Genomic DNA, 18890 nt, shown 5'->3' with positions numbered 1-18890 from the left:
ACGCAACTCTGCGTTCTTGATCGCCGACTGCATTGTCCAATCAATGTCAAGACTGGGCTCATTGCCGACTTGCGGCGGTGCAGAATAGCGCGCGGATACCCTGTTTTCTGAAGGTCTGCTTTTCGCTTCTGGGTTAATGTGGCTCGCGGGTGCAGAGAAGGTCCGGAATCCGCCCTTCGCGACGGATTTTGTACAGATCATGAACGTCGTAGAAGGGCTCACAGCCGTCGTTCCGGGGTCTGTAGACCAACGACTGATCCGAACAACCGAATGTCCGGGGATCGGGGCACGCCGCTGAAAGCGTTGAATTTTCTGTGTTTCGGGAATGGCCGCTTACGGAGCGCAGTCCAAGCTTACCCCGCTGCGCCGCCGCAAGTCCGCTCTGAGCCCGGACCGGACATCATCAAATCGCTCCTGTACTCATGGATATCGGGTTGCAAGTTGTGCATCCTGCATCCATCCATAGACGGCAGATCGGCTTCCAAAACGACGATCCAATCAAACACCTTTGCTATTTGCGCGGGATGGGTTGAATATGCTTTCGTAACTCTTGACCGGGAGCCTTGAAGCGATGTCGAATCTTTCCAGATGGCTATCGTCTCGCAAACTCAGCTCCCTGGAAGAGACGCTGACAGAGCATGAGATCGATCTCGACATCTTGTTTGACCTCACAGACGAGGACATGCGCGAGTTGGGCCTGTCTCTCGGCGCTCGGAAGCGGCTGCGCGCCGCGTTGGAAGCAGGCGCTGGAGAAACGATAACTGAGACAGAATTAGCGCGAACTGGCGGAGGCGCGGAGCGGCGGCACCTGACGACGATGTTTGTTGATCTGGTCGGCTCTACGGAGCTTTCTGCGGGCCTCGACCCGGAGGACATGCGCGATGTCATTACCAGCTACCAAAATACGGTCGCAGGGGTAGTAACGCGCTATGAGGGTCAGGTGGCCAAATATATGGGCGACGGAGTACTCTGCTACTTTGGCTGGCCTCGTGCGCATGAGGATGACGCAAAGCGCGCGGCGAGGGCCGGTCTGGAGATCCTTGAGGCAATGCAGGTCATTAAGGCACCGGACGGGCGTGATCTGACCGTGCGGATTGGTGCGGCAACCGGGCTGGTCGTGGTCGGTGACCTTATTGGGGAAGGAGCCGCGCAGGAGGAGGCGGTGGTTGGCGACACGCCAAATCTTGCGGCAAGGTTACAGACCTTGGCCGATCCTGGGCGCATCATCATTGCGGACAACACGCGGCAACTTCTTGGTGCGGATTTTGAGATCGTTGAGCTAGGTTCGTTCAATATCAAAGGAGTAGAGCATCCTGTCACCGCCTGGCAGGTTGATGCTGAACGCAGCCTCACAACACGTTTTGAGGAAGGCACGCCTGACCCGACATTACCGCTCATCGGTCGCGACCATGAGCTTGGGCTGATCATCGAGCGTTGGCGGCGCGCGTGCGACGGCGAGGGCCAGGTTGTCGTTCTGACTGGCGAGGCTGGCATCGGGAAGTCGCGCCTTACACGTGCGGCGATTGAAGAAATCGCGCAGGGCGAACACTACCGCATCAGTTATCATTGTTCGCCTTATCATTCGGACTCAAGTTTTTACCCGGTGATCCAGCAACTCACCCATGCGATGGGGTTGAGCGAGACTGATAGCCCCACAGACAAGTTCGAAAAGCTAAAGACGAACCTGCGTCATGCTGATCCGAGGATCATTGCTGAGCTTCTGCAAATTGACCTGGAAGCGGAGTTGGGTCCGCTTGGCCTTACGCCGCAGCAAACCCGGAACCAAATTATGTCCGAGACCTCGGAAGAGGTACGCGCGCTGGCCCGCGAGAAGCCGGTGCTCATGGTGGTGGAAGATGCGCATTGGATTGATCCGTCCACACTCGCAATGCTGGAAGCTTGCCTCGACCGCATTACCGGCGAGCGGGCCATGCTCTTGATCACTGGGCGACCGAGCTTCGTTCACGGGTTTGGCGGCCACCCAATCGTGAGCAAGCTGACGCTGAACAGGTTAGGATCAGAGCAGACAGCAGCCGTATTGTCGCGTATTGCCAGGGGTAAGAGCCTTCCCCCGGAGCTTGTAGCAGAGATCATCGCCCGCACCGACGGGGTCCCACTGTTCATCGAGGAGATGACCAAAACGATCCTTGAATCGGGCGATTTGCGCGAGACGGAGACTGCCTATGAACTTACCGGTCCCCTAAGCCGAGTGACCATCCCTGCGACGTTGCATGATTCCCTTATGGCGAGAATCGACCGCCTTCAGCCAATTAAGGAGGTTGCGCAGATGGCCGCTTGCATCGGGCGAAACTTCGACCGCGCTGCACTTGAAAAGATTGCCGGTGTCAGTGAGCAGACGCTTGACGATGCACTGGTTCAGCTTGAACAAAGCGAATTGGTCTTCCGGCGAGGCGCCCCTCCGGACGCCAGCTACGTCTTCAAGCACGCACTGGTGCGTGACGTCGCCTATGAGAGTCTGCTCAAGCGCCGACGACAGGACATTCATGCCCGTCTTGTGGAAGTCTTCGAGGCCGAGAATGCCGCGCCCGAATTGACTGCTTATCACGCCTCTCAGGCGGGATTGACAGAAAAGGCGGCAGAGTTTTGGTCTAAGGCTGGATCGCAGGCGCAAGCGCGGCCTGCTTACGACGAGGCAGCAAACCATCTAAAGACGGCACTTATCGAGGTCGGTGGCCTGTTGGACGAGCCCGTGTGGCGCGAGCGGGAGCTAGAGCTTCTTGTGCAAATTGCCCAAGTGTATATCGCGAAGGAAGGCTACGCCTCGGCTGAAGCTTCGGAAGCCTTCGGCAAGGCGATGCAGCGGATAGCCGCGACAGACAGCGCCGAACTTCGCGTTGCAATCTACTATGGCGCCTGGATCGCACCATATATCGGCAACCGCCTCTACCAAGCCTATGAGACTGCAAACAGATTGGTCGAAGCGATGTCGGGGGAAGCCGAACTGATCCCCCGTCTGATATCGCGCCGCATGCGGGCGGCCACGCTGATCTCTATGGGCCGTTCGCCAGAAGCGCTAGAAGACCTGAAAGTTGCTTATGATCTCTACCAGCAGGCAGAGATCACGGATTTTGCTACCAAATTTGCGCAGGACCCTGGCGTGCAAATTTGGTGCTACATGCATCTCGCCATGTGGATGTGCGGTGACCGTGAGGGGGCGCTTGTGGTGGCTGACCGATCAATGGAATTGGCGCGCCACCTGAACCACGCCAATACGTTTTGCTATGCTGGGCTGCACGATATCACGTTGGCCTTATGGGAAGGCGACATCTCGCGCGCGCGCAAGGTGACCGAAGAAATGCGCCAAGTCGCGATAGAGCACGACATGTCACTATGGAAGCTCTACGCTTGGATTTTCGAGGCGGTCACTTCCTGCATGGCCGATGAGGCTGACGGTCCCGCGCGAGTCGACGCGGCGCTGAAAGATTATCGAGCTACCGGTTGCTGGCTCTGGGCGCCTCTGTTCCTCGCGGAGCAGGCTAAGGCCCAACTTCGCGCGGGTGATGCCGCAGGTGCAGAGGCGGCTGTCAAGCGCGGGTTGGCTGAGGCAGAGGTCTGCGGCGAGAGGTGGGCCATACCGGAATTGCATCGCATCCTTGGGGACATCAGCCGCTCTCAAGGCGACAGTGCTGCTGCGGCCAAAGCCTATGAACAAGCTGCGGCTGACGCCCGCGCTCAGGGCGCAGTCTTGCTCCTGGCCCGAGCCGAAGCCGCCATCGAAGGCCTTTGAGTCATTGTCAGTTGGCCTGCAAGCGCGACAATATGTTAGTATCCACGCCGTGGAGCAAACCGACCGACTTCCAGTCGGTCTCGCTTTAGCGTGAATCGAGAAGTGGATGTCCTTACCCTCTGGAAAATGAGCCGTAGCCGGGTCGAAGGCACATTTTCCAGAGGGTAAGGACATGCAATACGACACCGGCAGCCACTGCGTGTTCTATCACCGCTATCACATCGTATGGTCGACCAAGTATCGCTACAAAGTTCTACAGGGCGACATTCGGCTGCGGGTCACCGTTGAGATCAAGGGACCAATACCCGAGATGGTCATCACATTGTCGCAGTTCTCCTCTGTCCGGCTGATGTCTTCGATCTCTTTGGCTATGGCCTCAATCCGTTCATCCAGCCACAGCCAGTCGCCGTAGAGACCGCTCAGAATGGCACGCATGCGCGGCGATATCTCATCCTGCCTTTCTTCCAGAATTGGCAGAAACGAGTTCTTCAAGGCATGACCCACCGGGGGAAGCAGCCGGTTCATCCCATTAGCAGACCTGCAAGCAAGTTCAGCATCGACTTCCCAGATACATCAGTGGCATCCTCTGGTCGAAAGAAACAATGGAGTTAGCGAGATGATTGATCCGCAGGAAGTGGAGCGAATTGCTGCCGATTACACGGCCGCTTGGAACTCAAAAGAGGCACAAGCTGTCGCCTCGTTCTACGCTGAAGATGGCGAGATCATCATTAACCGCGGAGAGCCTTGGACAGGCCGCTCGCGGGTGCAGGATATGGCCGCAGGTTTCTACGCTGATGTTCCTGATCTCTCGCTGACCTGCGACGATGTACGATGCTCTGGGAACCACGTGATCTACGTGTGGACCTTTACCGGTCACGATGCGACGACAGGTAAACCACTTAAGATACGCGGTTGGGAAGAATGGGAATTGAATGACAACTTAAAGGTTCGAGCCTCCCGTGGCTGGTTCGATGCAGACGACTACGCTCGACAGGCTGCTGGATAACGGCAACTAAGTCCCGCTCAGCAGAACTTAGTGCTGAGCGCAGCTAATGGCTGGAACGAGCCGATTGTGTTGAAAAACTCCTATTTTGGCAAAAACTGCTAAAAAAGTGGCCCATAGAAAGCCTGCCGGAAAATTCCACGAGGGGGGCGGTCGAAACGCTGACTTTGCAATGTGAGAGGTCCTCACGGCTTACACTGACCGTTCCGCGCGGACTTGGGTGATTCAATGGATTTTGGCGGAAGAATTTGGCGGTCGAATTTTCGAGTTTTTCAACAAAATCAGCCCGAAGCGGGCATTTTACACAGCCTTCTTTTGGCGGTTCAGTTAGTGATGGCCGACTTCGCGATCTGGTCAATGTGGCGCATGTCTGTGCCGCAGCATCCCCCTAGAATGCTGATCTGGGAATGATTTCCGTGAATTTCGGCGAGCTGTTGTCCAAGTTCCACTGGGTCACCGTCATCAAGCTCCGTTGCTTCGTCCAGTTCCGCATGACTGCATCGCGATGCGTTTGCCATGATGCCTCGTAGGCGCTGCATCCAGGGCTCGTCCGATAGGATGTCAACGAAGTGGTCGGGGTGTGCGCAGTTAATCATGAAATAGCTCGCATAACAGTCGGTTGCGGCGTCCACTGCTTCGATTGCTTCGCCCAGTGTTTCGCCAGTAGGTAGCCTGCCGTTTGTCTCAACTGTGAATGAAATCATCGCGGGCATGCCAGTGTTCTTGATCGCCTGAACCATACCAATTGCCTCAGCAGGATAGGCAACAGTGTAACCCCCGATGATGTCCGCCTCCGTTTCAGCCAGAACATTGACCTGTTCCGCGTGATAGGTCTCAGCCTCCTTCGCAGTCATTTGTTCCGTGGGGGCGTAGGCGTCGTCACGCGGCCCGATGATACCGCAGATAATCGTGGGAAGGTCGCCCGCCTCTGAGCGAACTTTTGACACGAGTTCGATGGCCGACCGGTTCAGAGCAGCTAGGTCTTTGGGCGAGTAACCCAAGGGCGCTGCGCGGTCCCTATTGGCCAGCCAAGTCGGGCTTTCAATGATGACGCCTGCACCTTGGGACTTGCCAACCTCTATGAATGCCCGCATGTATTCCGCGAGCATCTTGCGCCCATCTTTCGTTTCCAAAAGGGGGTAGGATGCAAAGCCGGGCAACTCCATGCCCTTGGAAAAGATTATTTCGGTTTCCATGCCAGCATAGTCGAGGAATACGCCGCCATTGATTTGCGGAATGCTGTCTCTGTGAAGAGCCATGATCACCTCCAAGTTTCTTTCAGATAGTAACCAATACCACGGGAATTTCGTTTGAACAAAAGAAGCCCCGAGTAGCTCCTTCGTCCGCAACTCGGTCTTAGCCGTGTTTTTCGCCAGTGTCTGGTCTGAGTCAAAGCAGCCGTTGACGCCGGGACCCGTTTATAGGTCCAGAGCCTAGTATTTAGTCAGACCCATCTGTCTTTGATGCTGTGGGAGGCGGCCTCGTAATTCTGCTGGAAGCCAGCACTTCCCTGCTCCGCCTTCTTCATTCCCTGTTCGTTAGAGTTCTTTCCCTGCTCGGGCAAAGATAATTCCCTGTTCCATAGTGCAGGGAAATCGCCTCTAACCACCTGTCATCGCATGAGTATTCCGGGTCAAATCCGCTGAAATTGACCGGAATCCTCCGATTTTCCCTGTAAATTCCCTGTTATCAGGAATTTTTTGCCAGAGACGAGTTCGCTCGGAACTGCGTCCACCACCACCATTTCCTTTCAGTTCAGATCCTGCGCCTAGGCAAGCTGCGGTGACCGCAGAATGTATCTTCAATGCAGAAAGGGCCCCCACCAGACTGGCAAGGGCCCCTTCATATCAGATGGTTGGATAGATCAGACGTCCATATCGACCAATTCCTCTTCAGGCTCAGCAGGGATGATCAGGTCTTCTTCGACCATCGGAACGGTTGGTACACCCGCGATGTACTGCACATCATATTGCGCGTCACAGTCGGCACCACCTGAATGACCGCCACCGTCTACAACTTCCATTTCGGTGGTTTCGATTTTCACATCGTCGATGAGAACACGCTCATCTCTGGCAGAAATATCGGACATGAACAGAGCTGGTCGCATCGTCAAGGATGCCGCCCTCGTAGCTCAATGTAGATGCGTTTTCCGTGATCTCTTTGCCAGTTTCGGACCCAACAAGCACGGTTTTATCTTGGTTCACGACGAAATTATCGAGCGTTTGCCATTCACCGCCGTCCAGACGCACCTGAAGCGCCAGATTATCGGCGTAGTAGCCAGACGCCTCGAACTTGCACAATTGATCGACCTGCGCCTCAAAGCTGATCGTGGCGGGACCTTCTGTCTCAACGCTCGCGAACATCAACTGACCATCGTTGCAGCCATCAGTATAGGCGCCGCCGTAAGCCGCCTCCCATCCATCAGCGCGCACAATGTCATGGCTGTCGGTCAATTCATGCAGGCCGTCAAAGTCTTCTGCGATCACTTCACTCCGGACCGCAACCGTCTCCGTTCCGCCGCTGGTTTCTTCCGAGCATGTGACTTCGATATTGTCGATGTAGATCTGTTCGTCGCTGGCAGTGATATCAGATACAAATCGGAACTGTGCCGTGCCTTCCACGTTATCCAGAATTCCACCCTCGTAGCTCAGGCTGCTTTCCTGCTCAGTGATCTGGTTGCCGGTGTTGGAGCCGACAAGCGCAGATTTGTCTGCATTGACGACGAAGTTATCGAGCGTCTGCCATGTGCCATCATTCAATTGCACTTCCAGCCGAAGCTCGTCCGCATAAGAACCGGTAGCCTCGAACTTGTACAGGTCACCGACCATGGCATCAAAAGAGATCCCAACCGCGCCCGCCACCTCGACCTCGGCCAGTGTCAGCGTGCCATCGTTGCAGCCATCGGTATAAAGCTTGCCATAGCGCACTTCCCAATTTCCATCGTACACGATCGCTGAGCTTTCATCCGGGTCAAAATATTGTTGAAGTTTTCGAAGAGCTTGACGGTATCGACCATCACCGGATCACCACCCGCTGTGTCGCCAGTTGTCAGCACCTGACCATTTCCGCCATCTGACTGGATCACGGTCGTCAGGCTGTCGAGGTCCAGATCGTCAAGTGTGAGTGGCCCATTGGCAGAGGACAGTGTGAAATTTGCCTGCGGCACAGATCCGGAGTGGAATCATCAACCGTTCCAAACTGAATGCCAACGTCATAGGCATCGTTCACCTGAGCACCGTTCGCGAGCGTGTTCACACTGTTTGCATTCGCCTGAATACCGGTAACCGGGGAAAAGATAGAGCCGTCGTTGGCATCCGGAAAGAAGATCAGATCATCAAGTGCAGAATCCCGCGCGAGATTGAAGAAAATACCGTCGATGTCGCCAACTGGCACGGCCGGGTCTGCAGATGCGACAACCACAAAGATCGTTCCTGTCGGAGTTTCTGACAGCGTGACATTAACTTGGGGGTCGCATCCAAGTGTGACTGTGACCGGGTCTTTGACGGCTGTGTTTGTCGTATCTAAGTTCGTATCCATGGCATTCTCCTGATCTCTTCAACATTTGGATCAGGCGTAACTTGAGTGATTTAGCCAGTCTTGGAAAAACACACATTGGCCATATTTCGGAACCATTCGGGCCGGATTTGGATCATTGAAATCGAAGTTTGTTTCACATCAGGACGCAATGCGAACACCCTAAAATTATTGTATCTTTCGCCACAATTTCGCTGCCTCATTCGTGCCGAATCAATTGATGACAGCCCGGCAAAGCGAACGATCAGGGGATCAGCACGTTCCCGCGCTCAAAGCTTGCCACGTCCATGCTCAGGTCGTCATAGACAACTTGGATCGTGATGGTCTGTACCGATCCTTGCCGAAACATAAGAACGGGAAGGCCATCGTCCTCAAGCACCGCGTTGGGCGTGGTGAATTGTTCATGGCAGGGAGGCATCGGCCAATTCTGCATGGTCTCTCCATTGACCGAGATCGCCATCGCCTTCAATCCGCAGCGCCAGCTCCACAGATGAGTGACGTAAAGCCAGTCCTTGCCGTCGTAATCCCGGACCGCCACCCAATTGCCTTTGGTGGCTTCAAGGATCGGCTTGACCTCAGCAGCCGTGGTGAATTTTCCGCTGGGTGTTTGCGGCTCTGCCTGAAGGCCTACCGGGACAACCGACATATTAAACCGCTCGTCACTGCCAGTTGGCTTCGGTGTGGCCCCGACGGCATTTCCACCAATCACAGTGCCCTGTCCCACAGCGACCGAACCCGGTGCAATTTGTACAGTTGCAGAACCGCTGGACTGGGCCTGCTCCTGTGCGACAGCCGCGGGCGCCACCGCCTGCCCCTCGCCCTCGGTTGATCCCGTCGCATTCATCCCGGCAGCCATCATGGCAAAGAAAACATCCAACATCAGCTTATCCCCCGATCAACGGCGTAATTGCCGCCTTTTGTGCTCAAACAATCGCGCCTATACTGCCAAAAAAAGAAAGCAGGGCGCACCGCAATTATGGCACGCAAAGAGGCAGGCTCGCAAATATTCAACGTCGCCATTGTCGGGCAACAAGGCAGGCTGGCATATGAAGCCTTGATTTTTGCCGCATCCCTGCGGCACTGCAGCCCCGATTTCAAAGGGCGTCTGATCGTGGCAGAGCCCCAGCCGGGTGTGATGTGGGACAATAACCCGACCATCAAGAACGGCGAAATACGCGCCGCCCTCGAAGATCTGGGCGCCGAGATTGTCCCGTTTGAGAACAATTTTTTCGGACAGCAATACCCTTACGGCAACAAGATCGAGATGCTGAAGGTATTGCCCAAGGACGAGCCGTTTGTGTTTTTTGATACGGACACCTTGATCACAGGCGACCTGACAAGCGTCCCCTTTGACTTTGACCGGCCCACGGCGTCCCTTCGTCGCGAGGGCACCTGGCCCGTGCCACAGGTCTATGGACCCGGCTACACCGGCCTGTGGAAATCGCTCTACGACAAATTCGATCTCGATTTTGACTCGAGCCTCGACCTGAGCCAGCCGGATGAATACTGGCGGCGGTATCTGTATTTCAACGCGGGCTTCTTCTTTTTCCGCTGCCCGCGCGAATTTGGCGCAAAGTTCCTGCATTACGCGCTCGCGATCCGGGATAATCCCCCGGTCGAACTTTGTGCGCAAAGCTTTGATCCTTGGCTGGATCAGATCGCATTGCCGTTAACCATCCACGCGTTAGGCGGTGGCCGCGATACCCTGCCCGAAGGCTATCTGGACGGAGAAGTAAGCTGCCATTACCGGTTCTTGCCGCTGCTCTATGCGCGCGAGAACGATAGAGTCGTCGAAGTTCTTGAGACTGTGACCGCGCCCAACAAACTGAAGAAGGTCTTGAAGGGATCAAACGCGATCAAGCGAATGATCTATCAGGGGCGGGGTCACAAGGTGCGTGCGCTTTTCGATCAGGATCACCTGCCCCGCAAGGAACAGATGATCCGAAACAAGATCAAGAAAAACGGCTTCTGGATCCGCTAAGACGGGTTCAGCTTGGCTTTTCAAGCAAAGTGTAGGTCGAGATGATCGAACCAGTGACCTGAGCACGGGCAATCTTGCCGTTCTCGTTTCGCTTGCTGCGCGCACCGACCGCCTTTTTGATCACACGCCCGACCTGCTGGTTCAGTGACACGCGCTGGCGTTCGCCGGCCCTGGTGCCTTCGGCATCCTTGCCGCCCAGCGCTGCCGCGTACTGCTTGGCAAACTCACCGTCTTTTTCGGCTTCTTTGATCACTGTGAGGATAAAGTGCTCATCAAACTTGCCTGCTGCGTCCAGTTGCGCTGCGGTTTTAAGCGCGTGATTGATCACATGGCGCTTACCCGCAAGGCGCATGGCGAGGGGGTCGTTTTTCGGGGCGGCGTCAATGACGTGCGTCTCAACCAGCTTTTGCATGTAATGTGTGAGGTTCATTTCAGCAGCCTTGGCCAGTGCTTCCATGAAGCGATGCACGGCGGGTTCAAGCGTGAAGGTCACAGTCGATGCCTTGGCCATGGCCTCCATCCGGCGTGCGCGCCCGACTTTTGGATCTTCTGACTTCTTGGTGGCTTTGATCTTTTCCGTTTTTCCCATTTTGATGTCTCCTGCTCAAAACATACTTGTGATGTATGCGATAAGCGCAGCGCCGACAACATACTCCACAAGTATGTTTCGCAGTGTGTCTTCTGCGCATAGGTAACATTCGTCCTGCAATCATCTTGTCGCCGGAACGTTTGTCTGGTCATCAAACTGATTACGGTTTCGATCTCCCTCACCTGCCTGCCTCTCTTGTCTGGCCCACACCATTGGCTTAACGATGAGCCAAACGGACCCTCGTCCAATAAGGAGACACTCATGAGCGATCCCACCTACGGCTTTGACACGCTGCAAATTCACGCTGGCGCCCGGCCCGACCCGGCTACCGGTGCCCGCCAGACCCCGATCTACCAGACAACAGCCTACGTGTTCCGGGATGCAGATCACGCGGCAGCGTTGTTCAATCTGCAAGAGGTGGGCTTTATCTACTCCCGCCTGACCAACCCAACTGTTGCTGTACTGCAGGAACGCATCGCGACGCTTGAGGGCGGCGTGGGCGCTGTGTGCTGTTCGTCTGGTCACGCGGCGCAAATCATGGCGCTGTTCCCGCTGATGGGGCCGGGCAAGAACATCGTGGCCTCAACCCGTCTTTATGGCGGTACGGTCACGCAGTTCAGCCACACCATCAAGCGCTTCGGCTGGGAATGTAAGTTCGTGGATTTCGACGATTTGGATGCGGTCAAAGATGCGATTGACGAGAACACGCGCGCCGTCTTTGGAGAAGCGATTGCCAATCCGGGCGGATACATCATGGATGTGCGCGCCATTGCCGACATCGCCGATGCTGCCGAGATCCCTCTGATCATCGACAATACCACAGCCACCCCCTACCTCTGCCGCCCGATCGAACATGGTGCGACACTGGTTGTCCACTCCACGACAAAATATCTGACAGGCAATGGCACCGTCACTGGCGGTTGCGTCGTGGACTCAGGTAAATTCGACTGGTCCGCCAATGACAAGTTCCCATCGCTCAGCCAGCCCGAACCGGCCTATCATGGCCTGAAGTTCCATGAAACTTTCGGCAACCTTGCGTATACCTTCCACGGCATCGCCATTGGTCTGCGCGATCTTGGTATGACCATGAACCCGCAAGCGGCGCACTATACGTTGATGGGGACGGAAACCCTGTCCTTACGGATGGAGCGACACGTCGAGAATGCCAAGAAAGTGGCGGAATGGCTCGAACAGGATGATCGCATTGAAAAGGTGACCTACGCCGGTCTGAAATCATCGCCCTATTATGATCGCGTGGCCAAGGTCTGCCCAAAGGGGGCTGGCGCGTTGTTCACCATTGGTGTGAAGGGCGGCTATGAGGCCTGTGTGAAACTGGTGAACGCCCTGGAGATTTTCAGCCACGTCGCCAACCTCGGCGATACCCGTTCACTGGTCATCCACTCGGCCTCAACCACTCACCGGCAGTTGTCGACCGAACAGCAAGAAGCCGCTGGTGCGGGACCAAACGTCGTGCGCATCTCTATCGGCACCGAAGATGCCGATGATTTGATTGCCGATCTCGATCAGGCCCTGACCAAGGCCTCGAGCTGAACCTTGACCGCCCTCGCGACTTTGGTTGCGGGGGCGTCTATCCGGTGCTGTCTCCATTTGCCACGGTCAACACCACGACAAGCAACGGATGAGCGGTGCCGCGACCCTTTCCTTGCGCTGGGTCACGCGCTATTCTTTAACAACTCAGGGCGTATCTTCTATCCGCCCTCCCTTGTGTTAAAGTCGCCTAGATGAAACCAAGCTTTGCCCTCTCCCTTTCTTTTGACGGTATCCGGCTTTTGCACCGGGCCGCAGGAGGATGGCGTGTTGTCGGCGAGGTCGGGCTTGAGTCAGCGGATATGGCGTCTGAGCTTGAGGTGCTGCGCAAGACAGCCACAGCCCTTGAGCAAGGCGGCCTGCGGACCAAGGTGTTGCTGCCAAATGAACAAATCAAATATCTGAGTGTCGAAACACCCGGCCTTGATGACGCGGACCGCCGCCAGGCCGCCGAAGCGGCATTGGACGGTGCCACACCCTATGCGGTAAAAGACCTTGCGTTCGACATCAGCGCCGATGGCGATCGGACGCATATTGCAGCCGTGGCCAGGGAAACCCTTGCCGAAGCAGAAGCATTTGCAGTCGAACACCGATTCAACCCAGTAAGCTTTGCTGCTGTCCCAGGCGATCAGTCCTATCTGGGCGAGCCTTTCTTTGGCAAAACCGCTGCTGCCGACGACTTTCTGAAACAAGGAGAGACGGTCGAGCCCGACGGAATTGCGGTTGTTGTCATAGGTGATATCGCACCACCTGAAGGGCCGGTAGCCAGCGAAGAAGCTGCCGTTTCTGATCACTTCGAGGAAGATTCCGAACCCGTCACAGAAACACCCGAGACAGAGGCGGCTGCCGAAGAACCGGAAGCTGTGTCCAAGGACGCAGCTTCTAAAGATGAAGCAGTTTCCACCTCGGGGCCATCACCGGCTGACACCGGCGAAAAACCTGCACAAGCTATCGCGGCCACATCTGCTTCATTGCCGGACGATGACAGCGCCCAGGTGCTGCCGCCGCTCCGCGCTGAGCAAGATGACAGGGTGGCAGAGCAGGCAAGCCCGCCCGCCGTGGGATTTGCCAGTCGTCGTGCACCCGATCAGAGCAAAACGCCGGTACTGGGGGGCGTCAATCGCAGCGAGGCCGGTCCTGCGACAAAAGCAACGGCCTTTCCCGACCCTGCTGTACCGACCACCGGGTCCGTCACCTCGGGCGAGATCGCAATTGAACCTGACAGCAGTTCACTGGCCGCTACCGCACCGGAAAAAGACCCGGCCCCACGTAGCGGGTTCCTGAGCCGCCGCAAAGCAAAGCAATCCACCCAATCTGCCGGTGAGGTAATCAGCGCCCCGGCCGCACCCGCCCTGGCCGACAAAGAAGGGTCCGAGCAGGAGCGCATGACTATTTTTGGCGCGCGCAAAACCGAGGTGGGCGGCAAGCCACGCTTTCTCGGGCTGATCCTGACAGCGGCGTTACTTCTCTTTCTTGCGGGTGTTGCTGCATGGGCGTCTGTCTTTCTGGACAATGGCCTGAAGCTTTCGCGCCTGTTTGGAGAACGATCACCAGAGACAGCGACGGTTGATCTTGCACCTGACCCGCAGCCTGTCGTTACGGCCGAACCACAAGTACAGACCGCCTCGCTTAGTCCCAGTCTCAGCGAAGAAGACGCCGCTGTGCTGGATGCCTTGCGAGAGCCGGTCCAACCAGTCGCTCCGGCAAAGTTGAGCGAAGCGGAGCTGGAAGCGCAGTATGCCACCACAGGCATTTGGCCGCGCGCGCCACAGGTGCCGCCGGAACCGGCCGGTCTTGTGGATATAGAGAATTTGTATCTGACCAGCATTGACCCGGTCAGCACCGCGTCCGACGCGATTGCCTTGCCCGACCCAAACGGATTTGGAACGGACCAGCTGCTCGCCTCTGTATCCTCTCCTGCTGCCGCAGGGACGCAATTTGCCTTGGACGCTGACGGTTTTGTAATTCCGACAGCGTTAGGGGCGCTCAGCCCCGATGGCTTTACGGTCTTTCTGGGCCAGCCACCCCTGGTCCCACCCGCAACGCCCACCCGTTTTCAGTCAGAGCCAGAAGACACAGCCATCCGGTCAGCCTTGGCCGCGTTGCGCCCTCAACCGCGACCATCCGACCTAGTAGAGAATACCGAACGTGCGCAGCTTGATGGACTGACCCGGTCAGAATTGGCGTCTTTCCGCCCGGCACTGCGCCCCCAGTCGTTGCAACAACAGGCCGAAGCCGAAGCCGTTATCGCACCAGCAGATACCGATGAAGCGGTTGCCGCGGCGCTGGCGACACCATCAGCGATTGAGAACGCGACCAGATTTGCAGTGCGCGCCTCTGTCAGGCCAGATCCACGCCCCCGCAATTTTGCGCGCATTGTACAGCGGGCACAACGCAGCACCCAAAACGACGAGGTGCGCGTTGCCAGCGCTGCGGCTGTCGCACCGCGCGTTGTGCAGCCCAAGATCCCTTCTAAGACCTCCGTCGCCAAACAAGCCACGGTCAGGAACGCGCTCAATCTGCGAAAGGTCAACCTGATCGGCGTCTACGGCAAACCCTCAAACCGCCGTGCCTTGGTACGACTGGGCAACGGGCGTTATCAAAAAGTTGTGGTAGGTGACCGGATCGATGGTGGGCGCGTCTCTGCGATAGGTGAAGGAGAGTTGCGCTATACAAAACGGGGCCGTGATCTGGTCCTGAAGATGCCCAGATAAAAAGACGCCGCAGAAGGGACTGCGACGTCTTCCGGTTTCTTACGGAATGAGAAACCTTGCAGCGCGGGTGATGCCATTGAACAGACCTTGGACGGCCGTCGTTGCACGCACCGTCAGAAGGTCAGGACGCCTCTTTTAACTCGCCCGAATTGATTTGCTCTTGTTCAATGCTTTCGAACAAGGCTTTGAAGTTGCCCTCTCCGAATCCGTCATCGCCCTTGCGTTCGATGAACTCGAAAAAGATCGGTCCGATGACGGTTTTTGAGAATATCTGCAGCAAGATGCGTGTCTCTCCACCGTCGACCACGCCTTCGCCATCAATCAGGATGCCGTGCTTTTTCATGCGGTCCAGCGGCTCTTCGTGACCTTTCACGCGATCCTTGCTGAGGTCATAATAGGTGTCTGGCGGACCGGGCATGAACTTGAGGCCATTCTCGGCAATCGCATCGGTAGACTCATAGATATCACGGGCGCCCACGGCGATGTGCTGAATGCCCTCACCTTTGTACTTTTTGAGATAAGCCACGATCTGACCCTTCTCATCCCGGTCCTCGTTGATCGGAATGCGGATCCGCCCGCAAGGAGAGGTCAGCGCACGGGACGTCAGGCCAGTGTACTTGCCTGAAATATCGAAGAACCGAATTTCCTTGAAATTGAATAGATCGCAATAAAACTTGAACCAAACGTCCATGTTCCCCTTGAACACGTTATGCGTCAGGTGATCGAGGTAATAGAAGCCAACGCCTTCGGGCTTGGATTGAGCAATCCAGTCGTATTCCCAGTTGTACGGCGATGTGTCGTAATATTGATCCACGAAATAGATCAGTGACCCGCCAATGCCCATGATTGCCGGGACATCCAACACCTTGCCATCGCCTTTATATTCCTCCGCGCCATTTGCGACCGCATGCACGAGCGCCTGTTTCGCGTCAACAACGCGCCATCCCATCGAAGGGGCGCAGGGGCCGTGTTCGGCCACGAATTTCGCGGCAAAACTGTCGGCATCCGCGTTCAGCACGTAGGTGATATCGCCCTGCTGCCATAGTTCGATTTTTTGCGTCTTGTGGTTGGCAACGTGGGCGTATCCCATGCGGGTGAACAAATCGCGCAGTTCCTGAGGGTCCGGGCTGGCGAATTCGACGAATTCAAAGCCATCGGTGCCTGCGGGATTCTCTGGCGAGATCTGAGATTTCGGGGCGTCGTGCGGGAAAGGACCCATTGGGTGTCTCCTTTTTAGGCGCTAAATGCGATCGAGGGAAATATATGCGCGACAGGTCGCGCATTCTGCGCATTCTCACCCTTGTTGCATTGAATCTTTGTACAGAAACCGCATACTGCAGGAAAAACATGCGAGAAGGCCGCGTCATGCTGGATGAAACAGACCTACGCCTGCTCTCTGCCTTGCAAAAGGACGCGCATCTGACCGCGCAAGAGTTGGGAGAGCAATTGAATCTTTCTGCGTCTCAGGCTGGACGCCGCAGGCAGCGGCTTGAGGCCGACGGGTACATACGTGGGTACACCGCGCGTCTTGATCCGCTGAAACTCGGCCTGAATGTCCAAGGCTTCGTTCAGGTCCACCTGGAGACCCACGGGCCAGAGTATTCGCGCAGCTTTGCACAGCTTTTGGCAACGCGACCGGAGATTGTAAGCGCGTGGACAATGACCGGCGATGCGGATTATCTGTTGCGTGTTTACTGCGAAGATCTGCCCAGCCTGAATCGCCTGATCCACGAAGTCTTGTTGCCCCATCGGGCCGTGGCCCGTGTTCACAGCCAGATCGTGATGGATCAACTTAAACGCGACGGGCCGCTGCCCACCTGATTGCGCCTCAACGCGCCCCAGAAAGGACCGAAATGGAAGGCTTCCTGTTCCAAGCGACCGTCTACCTTGCCGCCGCCGTTATTGCGGTGCCGATCGCATCGCGGCTGGGGCTTGGCTCTGTGCTGGGATATCTTGCGGCAGGCATTCTGATCGGGCCGTTGCTGGGGCTTGTGGGGTCCGAGACCAAGGACTTGCAGCATTTCGCAGAATTCGGCGTGGTCGTGATGCTGTTCCTCATCGGGTTGGAGCTTGAACCACGTGCGCTTTGGGACATGCGACACAGGCTCTTGGGCTTGGGTGGCTTGCAGGTAGCGCTGTCTTCGGCGGCGTTGATGGGCATTGCCATGGCCTATGATCAGCCGTGGAATGTGGCACTGGCCATTGGCCTTACTCTTGCGCTTTCATCCACTGCGATCGTGCTGCAAACTCTGTCGGAAAAGAACCTGATGCAGACCAGCGGCGGACGGTCTGTGTTTTCTGTGCTACTGACACAGGACATCGCGGTAATCCCGATCCTTGCGTTCCTGCCCCTGCTTGCGATCTCCACGATTGGCGGCGTGATGCCGGATGGGTCCATCTCTATCGATCCGGAAAAGGTTGACGCCGCGCACAAGGGCGATGATGGCCATGCCGCACCAGCAGCCGCAGAAGCAGCCTTTCATTTTATCGAGAACCTCCCGGCGTGGGGGGTGACGCTGGTCACCATCGGAGCCATCGCCGCGATCATCTTTGTGGGCGTCTTTTTCACACGTCCGGTGTTCCGCTTTATTCATTCCGCCAACCTGCGCGAGATGTACACCGCTCTCGCGCTGCTGATCGTCGTTGGCATCTCATTCCTGATGATCCTCGTGGGCCTCTCTCCCGCGCTGGGTGCCTTTTTGGCGGGTGTGGTTCTGGCCAGCTCTGAGTTCCGCCATGAACTCGAGACTGACCTTGAACCCTTCAAAGGGCTGCTGCTGGGGTTGTTCTTCATTACGGTCGGGGCCGGGATCAACTTTGAGTTGCTTTTCGCGAACACGGTGATCATCCTTGGGATGGCGTTGTTGGTCATCATCGTCAAAGGGCTGATTCTGTTCGCCCTTGCGCGAATCTTTCGGCTGCACGGACGTGACCAGTGGCTCTTTGCATTGGGGCTGGCGCAGGCGGGTGAATTTGGCTTTGTGCTGGTCAGCTTCTCGGTCACCACCGGGGTGATGCCCAATAATGTGGCTGAAACACTTTTGCTGGTTATCGCGCTGTCGATGCTGATCACGCCACTGCTGTTTATCCTCTACGACGTCATCAGCAAGCGCATGGAAGAGGCAAATGGCCCCATCATCCCTGACGACATTGACGAGGAAGGCCCCGTGATCATCGCCGGGATCGGTCGGTTTGGGCAAATTGTGAACCGTCTCGTGCAGGCAAGTGGCTTTCAGACCGTCGTTCTGGACCATAACCCTGAAACCATCGCCGTCATGCGCCGTTTCGGCTTCAAGGCATTCCTCGGCGATCCGACGCGCCCCGATATTCTTCGCAAAGCCGGGTTAAGCGATGCGCGGGTATTGGTGGTGGCGCTGGATGATCCAAAATCCGCGTTGGCGCTGATCGCCTACGCCCGCAAGCAGCGCCCCGATCTGCATATCATTTCGCGCGCCCATGACCGAACGGATGTCTACCGGCAGTATCAGGCTGGTGCAGACGATATTGTGCGCGAGATGTTCGACAGTTCATTGCGCGCCGGGCGCTATGTCCTTGAAAATATGGGCCTGTCCGAATACGAGGCACACGAGGCAGAACGCATGTTCTTTGATCACGACCGCATGTCGGTACGTGAATTGGCAAAGCTCTGGCGGCCTGACGTAGAGCCATCTGCAAATCAGGAATACGTTGCTCGCGCCAAGGAATTGCAAAAAGACCTTGAGACGGCCTTTCTTAAGCGTGGCGACGAAGACGAAAAGAAGCGGGCCTGACGT

At 56.5% G+C, this 18890-nt stretch carries 14 protein-coding genes and 2 pseudogenes; 8 read left to right on the top strand and 8 right to left on the bottom strand.

Annotated features, from left to right (window positions below):
• The first annotated feature begins 571 nt into the window (after positions 1-571).
• Together GV827_RS19685 and GV827_RS19680 are read left to right on the top strand one after the other, a co-directional pair.
• Positions 572-3748, top strand: a complete 3177-nt coding sequence (locus GV827_RS19685) for an ATP-binding protein (protein WP_164355526.1) — start codon at positions 572-574, stop codon at positions 3746-3748.
• A 172-nt stretch (positions 3749-3920) separates the two neighbouring features.
• Positions 3921-4028 (top strand): annotated as a pseudogene (locus GV827_RS19680) (transposase); the annotation flags it as partial.
• A 2-nt stretch (positions 4029-4030) separates the two neighbouring features.
• Here the strand turns inward: GV827_RS19680 and GV827_RS19675 are convergent.
• A pseudogene (locus GV827_RS19675) lies at positions 4031-4246 on the bottom strand (IS110 family transposase); the annotation flags it as partial.
• A 118-nt stretch (positions 4247-4364) separates the two neighbouring features.
• Here GV827_RS19675 and GV827_RS19670 point away from each other — a divergent pair.
• Entirely contained in the window at positions 4365-4754 is a 390-nt protein-coding gene (locus GV827_RS19670) for a nuclear transport factor 2 family protein (protein WP_164355525.1), read from the top strand.
• A gap of 320 nt (positions 4755-5074) precedes the next feature.
• Here GV827_RS19670 and GV827_RS19665 read toward each other — a convergent pair whose 3' ends face one another.
• From GV827_RS19665 to GV827_RS23715, 5 genes are all read right to left on the bottom strand, one after another.
• A complete protein-coding gene (locus GV827_RS19665; RefSeq protein ID WP_164355524.1) occupies positions 5075-6010 on the bottom strand; it encodes a homocysteine S-methyltransferase family protein in 936 nt (311 codons plus the stop codon).
• Between the two features lie 605 nt (positions 6011-6615).
• Positions 6616-6840, bottom strand: coding sequence for a hypothetical protein (locus GV827_RS19660; protein ID WP_164355523.1), 225 nt, complete (start codon positions 6838-6840; stop codon positions 6616-6618).
• Positions 6815-7699, bottom strand: a complete 885-nt coding sequence (locus GV827_RS19655) for a hypothetical protein (protein ID WP_164355522.1) — start codon at positions 7697-7699, stop codon at positions 6815-6817. The genes GV827_RS19660 and GV827_RS19655 overlap by 26 nt, the downstream gene beginning before the upstream one ends.
• A gap of 142 nt (positions 7700-7841) precedes the next feature.
• The gene (locus tag GV827_RS19650; protein WP_164355521.1) at positions 7842-8288 is read right to left on the bottom strand and encodes a hypothetical protein; all 447 of its coding nucleotides are present in this window, start codon (positions 8286-8288) and stop codon (positions 7842-7844) included.
• A 241-nt stretch (positions 8289-8529) separates the two neighbouring features.
• Positions 8530-9165 carry a hypothetical protein gene (locus GV827_RS23715; RefSeq protein ID WP_235930487.1) on the bottom strand — a complete coding sequence of 212 codons (636 nt, stop codon included), beginning with the start codon at positions 9163-9165 and terminating at the stop codon, positions 8530-8532.
• Positions 9166-9261: 96 nt separating this feature from the next.
• On the opposite strand from GV827_RS23715, the gene GV827_RS19640 reads away from it, so the two are divergent.
• Entirely contained in the window at positions 9262-10266 is a 1005-nt protein-coding gene (locus tag GV827_RS19640) for a hypothetical protein (protein WP_164355520.1), read from the top strand.
• 7 nt (positions 10267-10273) lie between these two features.
• Here GV827_RS19640 and GV827_RS19635 read toward each other — a convergent pair whose 3' ends face one another.
• Positions 10274-10855 carry a hypothetical protein gene (locus GV827_RS19635; RefSeq protein WP_164355519.1) on the bottom strand — a complete coding sequence of 194 codons (582 nt, stop codon included), beginning with the start codon at positions 10853-10855 and terminating at the stop codon, positions 10274-10276.
• 261 nt (positions 10856-11116) lie between these two features.
• Between GV827_RS19635 and GV827_RS19630 the strand changes: the two genes are divergently transcribed.
• Positions 11117-12406: an O-acetylhomoserine aminocarboxypropyltransferase/cysteine synthase family protein gene (locus tag GV827_RS19630; RefSeq protein WP_164355518.1), complete on the top strand. Its 1290-nt coding sequence runs from the start codon at positions 11117-11119 to the stop codon at positions 12404-12406.
• Positions 12407-12597: 191 nt separating this feature from the next.
• Positions 12598-15117 (top strand): hypothetical protein, encoded by a 2520-nt coding sequence (locus GV827_RS19625; RefSeq protein ID WP_164355517.1) that lies wholly within the window; start codon positions 12598-12600, stop codon positions 15115-15117.
• Between the two features lie 121 nt (positions 15118-15238).
• Here GV827_RS19625 and hppD read toward each other — a convergent pair whose 3' ends face one another.
• Positions 15239-16336: a 4-hydroxyphenylpyruvate dioxygenase gene (gene hppD, locus GV827_RS19620; RefSeq protein ID WP_164355516.1), complete on the bottom strand. Its 1098-nt coding sequence runs from the start codon at positions 16334-16336 to the stop codon at positions 15239-15241.
• 146 nt (positions 16337-16482) lie between these two features.
• Between hppD and GV827_RS19615 the strand changes: the two genes are divergently transcribed.
• Positions 16483-16938: an Lrp/AsnC family transcriptional regulator gene (locus GV827_RS19615; RefSeq protein WP_164355515.1), complete on the top strand. Its 456-nt coding sequence runs from the start codon at positions 16483-16485 to the stop codon at positions 16936-16938.
• A gap of 32 nt (positions 16939-16970) precedes the next feature.
• Complete coding sequence (locus GV827_RS19610; protein WP_164355514.1) at positions 16971-18887, top strand: cation:proton antiporter domain-containing protein; 1917 nt, start codon at positions 16971-16973, stop codon at positions 18885-18887.
• Positions 18888-18890: the final 3 nt, after the last annotated feature.

Source organism: Sulfitobacter sediminilitoris, assembly GCF_010667575.1.
Taxonomy (GTDB): Bacteria; Pseudomonadota; Alphaproteobacteria; order Rhodobacterales; family Rhodobacteraceae; genus Sulfitobacter; species Sulfitobacter sediminilitoris.
Note: the sequence above shows the minus strand (reverse complement) of the source record. Positions and strands in the feature narration are given on the sequence as shown.

What these genes read in the sequence shown, in the direction of transcription:
- GV827_RS19615 (WP_164355515.1), top strand. Translation starts at nt 16,483, where the DNA reads ATGCTGGATGAAACAGACCTACGCCTGCTCTCTGCCTTGCAAAAGGAC.
- hppD (WP_164355516.1), bottom strand. Translation starts at nt 16,336, where the DNA reads ATGGGTCCTTTCCCGCACGACGCCCCGAAATCTCAGATCTCGCCAGAG.
- GV827_RS19630 (WP_164355518.1), top strand. Translation starts at nt 11,117, where the DNA reads ATGAGCGATCCCACCTACGGCTTTGACACGCTGCAAATTCACGCTGGC.
- GV827_RS19625 (WP_164355517.1), top strand. Translation starts at nt 12,598, where the DNA reads ATGAAACCAAGCTTTGCCCTCTCCCTTTCTTTTGACGGTATCCGGCTT.
- GV827_RS19665 (WP_164355524.1), bottom strand. Translation starts at nt 6,010, where the DNA reads ATGGCTCTTCACAGAGACAGCATTCCGCAAATCAATGGCGGCGTATTC.
- GV827_RS19610 (WP_164355514.1), top strand. Translation starts at nt 16,971, where the DNA reads ATGGAAGGCTTCCTGTTCCAAGCGACCGTCTACCTTGCCGCCGCCGTT.
- GV827_RS19670 (WP_164355525.1), top strand. Translation starts at nt 4,365, where the DNA reads ATGATTGATCCGCAGGAAGTGGAGCGAATTGCTGCCGATTACACGGCC.
- GV827_RS19635 (WP_164355519.1), bottom strand. Translation starts at nt 10,855, where the DNA reads ATGGGAAAAACGGAAAAGATCAAAGCCACCAAGAAGTCAGAAGATCCA.
- GV827_RS19650 (WP_164355521.1), bottom strand. Translation starts at nt 8,288, where the DNA reads ATGGATACGAACTTAGATACGACAAACACAGCCGTCAAAGACCCGGTC.
- GV827_RS23715 (WP_235930487.1), bottom strand. Translation starts at nt 9,165, where the DNA reads ATGTTGGATGTTTTCTTTGCCATGATGGCTGCCGGGATGAATGCGACG.
- GV827_RS19640 (WP_164355520.1), top strand. Translation starts at nt 9,262, where the DNA reads ATGGCACGCAAAGAGGCAGGCTCGCAAATATTCAACGTCGCCATTGTC.
- GV827_RS19660 (WP_164355523.1), bottom strand. Translation starts at nt 6,840, where the DNA reads ATGTCCGATATTTCTGCCAGAGATGAGCGTGTTCTCATCGACGATGTG.
- GV827_RS19685 (WP_164355526.1), top strand. Translation starts at nt 572, where the DNA reads ATGTCGAATCTTTCCAGATGGCTATCGTCTCGCAAACTCAGCTCCCTG.